Genomic DNA, 3156 nt, shown 5'->3' on the forward strand with positions numbered 1-3156 from the left:
TTGCTCATTGACTAATGATGTCGCGCTTCTCAATATAAATAATGACCCAAGCGAATTCAATTTTGTATGTAATCCTGAACCTGTTGTTATTTCCGCAACCGTTGCCAACACCGGTATAGATCCTCAAACCAACATCACTATCCGCTATCAAGTCAATAGTGAACCGCTGGTTGAAGAAACTATATCGGCAACCATCAATTCAGGCGAACAAATTGATTATGAGTTTGATACCACATTGGAATTGGAAGATTCAGGTGAATATACTTTAATGGTTGAAATTGCATTGACTGGAGATGAAAACCCTTCAAATAATGACCAATCTATTGAGTTTTATTCAATATCTGAAGCAACCGCCATTGATTTTTCTGAAGATTTTGAAACTAATGGTTTTCCACCAAACGGATGGCAATTATTCAATCCAGATAATGATGACACCTGGGAAGAGCGTTCAGGAATTATTGGCAGCGATGGTGCCACGGGAACAACAGCTTATTTTAATAATTTCTCTTACAACGCCGAAGGTGAAGAAGACATATTTCAAACAGAAATTTTTGATTTGACCTTTGCTACTGCAGCTCAAATGACATTTGACTTAGCAAAAGCTCAGTATTCCTCTGGTTTTTCAGATGGTTTACGAGTAGAGGTTTCGACTGATTGTGGCCAAACATTTACTACAGTATATGAAAAATCTGGTTTGGATTTATCAACTATGCCCTCTTATATCACTTCAAACTGGACACCTTCTGCACCAGGAAACTGGAGAGAGGAACAGGTGGACCTTTCAGATTATCTGGGTGAACTGGTACAATTTAGATTTATAAATGTTTGTGGCTATGGCAACAGCACCTATATTGATAACATTAACGTGGAAGGGTTTCTTTCTAATCAGAGTTTTGAAAGCGTGCAATTTACAATGTATCCAAATCCCACATCCAATGAGGTGTTTTTAAGGTTTGGAAGTGTGCCCACTTCAGAAATGGAACTAACTATTATAAACACATTGGGACAAACTGTTTTTAAATCAAACTCAGTTGAGCTCAATGGAAATCAAACTGCGGTTTTAAATGTTTCAGATTATGCTTCAGGATTGTATTTTATATCAATCAAACAAGATAACTCAACAGTAATCAAAAAATTGATTATTAAGTAAGGACCTTTCACAATACAAAAAAAGTCGTCAATTCACCACATTGACGACTTTTTTATTTTAATCTTTCAAAAGATTATTGCACATAGAATAGTATTGCTATTTTTATACAAAATTTCAACTATGGCAACAAAAGAAGACTTTTTCAATCACATCACAACTGGTTATACCACCAAAGGAGATTTTATAACAATGGGGTCAGCGATGTTTAATGGCGAAACATTGACCGACGCCTTTGTAAAAATACCTTTAAAAACATTAAACCGCCACGGTTTGATTGCGGGAGCAACTGGAACCGGTAAGTCAAAAACCCTTCAGGTATTGTCTGAAAACCTTTCTGAAAAAGGAGTTCCGGTACTTTTAATGGACATCAAAGGAGATTTGAGTGGTGTAGCTCAACCCGGTGAAGAAAAACCATTTATAACCGAACGACATCAAAAAATTGGCCTCCCTTATCAAACAAAAACATTTCCGGTTGAATTGCTGTCCCTTTCTGAAGAAAAAGGTGCTCGATTAAGAGCCACAGTGTCTGAGTTTGGACCCGTTTTATTATCACGAATTCTTGATTTATCTGATGTACAATCGGGCATATTATCTGTGCTCTTTAAATATTGTGATGACCATCACCTGCCATTATTAGATTTGAACGACTTAAAAAAAATCCTTCAATACAGCACCAATGAAGGTAAAGAAGAAATTGAAAACGAATATGGAAGAATATCAAGCGCCTCCACGGGAGCCATTCTTCGAAAAATTGTAGAATTGGAACATCAAGGTGGCGATTTGTTTTTTGGAGAACGATCTTTTGATCCACAAGACTTTTTAAGAACAGATGACCGAGGTATGGGCTTCATCAATGTTTTAAGACTCACAGATATTCAGGACCGTCCTAAATTATTTTCTACATTTATGCTCTGTCTATTGGCAGAAATCTATGCAACCTTTCCTGAACAAGGTGACAGTGACAAACCTAAATTAGTCATCTTCATTGAAGAAGCTCATTTAATTTTCAGCAATGCATCAAAGGCATTGCTAGACCAAATTGAAGCAATTGTCAAGCTCATCAGGTCTAAAGGAGTCGGTATTTTTTTTGTAACTCAAAACCCTACTGATGTTCCTCAAGAAGTATTAAGCCAATTGGGGCTTAAAGTACAGCATGCTTTGAGAGCTTTTACCGCCAAAGACAGAAAAGCCATTAAGCTTTCTGCTGAAAACTATCCAATTTCAGAATACTACAAAACCGATGAAATTTTAACTTCATTGGGAATTGGTGAAGCACTAATTTCTGCATTAAATGAAAAAGGAATTCCAACACCACTAGCAGCAACCATGTTGAGAGCACCAATGAGCAGGATGGACATCCTTCAAACAAATGAAATAAACACCCTGATTGACCAATCAAAACTTGTAAAAAAATACAATGAAGCTATTGACAGGGAAAGCGCCTATGAGTTATTGAATGAAAAAATTGCCTTTGCTGAAAAACAAGACGCTATCGAAAAAGCCAGGCACGAACGTGAGGCCGCTTCCAAGGCATCCTCTAGAAGCAAAACAACTTCAAGCAGGAGAACAACACAAAACCCAATTACGAAATTGCTTTCAAGCCCCACTGTGATTAGAAGTATTTTGGGAATATTGGGAAAAATGATTAAATAAAAACAAAAAAACATGAAAAAAACAATTTTAACCTTAAGTATAACGGGATTACTTTTTACCGCTTGCGGAGAAGATAAAGACCCCTTTCTGATTGATTCAAATGGTATAGGTGCTATCACCAAAGAAACCAAAATCAAGCAGCTTGACTCAATTTTTTCCAATGATTCTATTGTAACTATATCAGAAGAAGCTAACAGAATGTCTGCAATGGAACAATTTGAAATTTATGAGACAGGAGGCAACAAACTTTTACTCATCACGCCTCAAAAAAGTAAAGATCCAGAAGCAAGAATTAATAACATCCAGATTTTTGACAGCCGATATCAAACTGAAAACGGCCTGAACTTAAACAG

General features: G+C 36.6%; 2 protein-coding genes and 1 pseudogene. All 3 read left to right on the plus strand.

The genetic code is table 11. The annotated features are described in order from the left end of the window. The coding region (locus AACY61_RS11160; RefSeq protein ID WP_339611665.1) for a T9SS type A sorting domain-containing protein at nt 1-1150 on the plus strand (1150 nt) is incomplete at its 5' end. A 120-nt stretch (nt 1151-1270) separates the two neighbouring features. Then, nucleotides 1271-2803 carry a helicase HerA-like domain-containing protein gene (locus AACY61_RS11165; protein WP_339611666.1) on the plus strand — a complete coding sequence of 511 codons (1533 nt, stop codon included), beginning with the start codon at nt 1271-1273 and terminating at the stop codon, nt 2801-2803. Nucleotides 2804-2815: 12 nt separating this feature from the next. Beyond that, a pseudogene (locus AACY61_RS11170) lies at nt 2816-3156 on the plus strand (hypothetical protein); the annotation flags it as partial.

Source organism: uncultured Planktosalinus sp., from assembly GCF_963973675.1.
In the GTDB taxonomy this organism is placed as follows: domain Bacteria; phylum Bacteroidota; class Bacteroidia; order Flavobacteriales; family Flavobacteriaceae; genus Planktosalinus.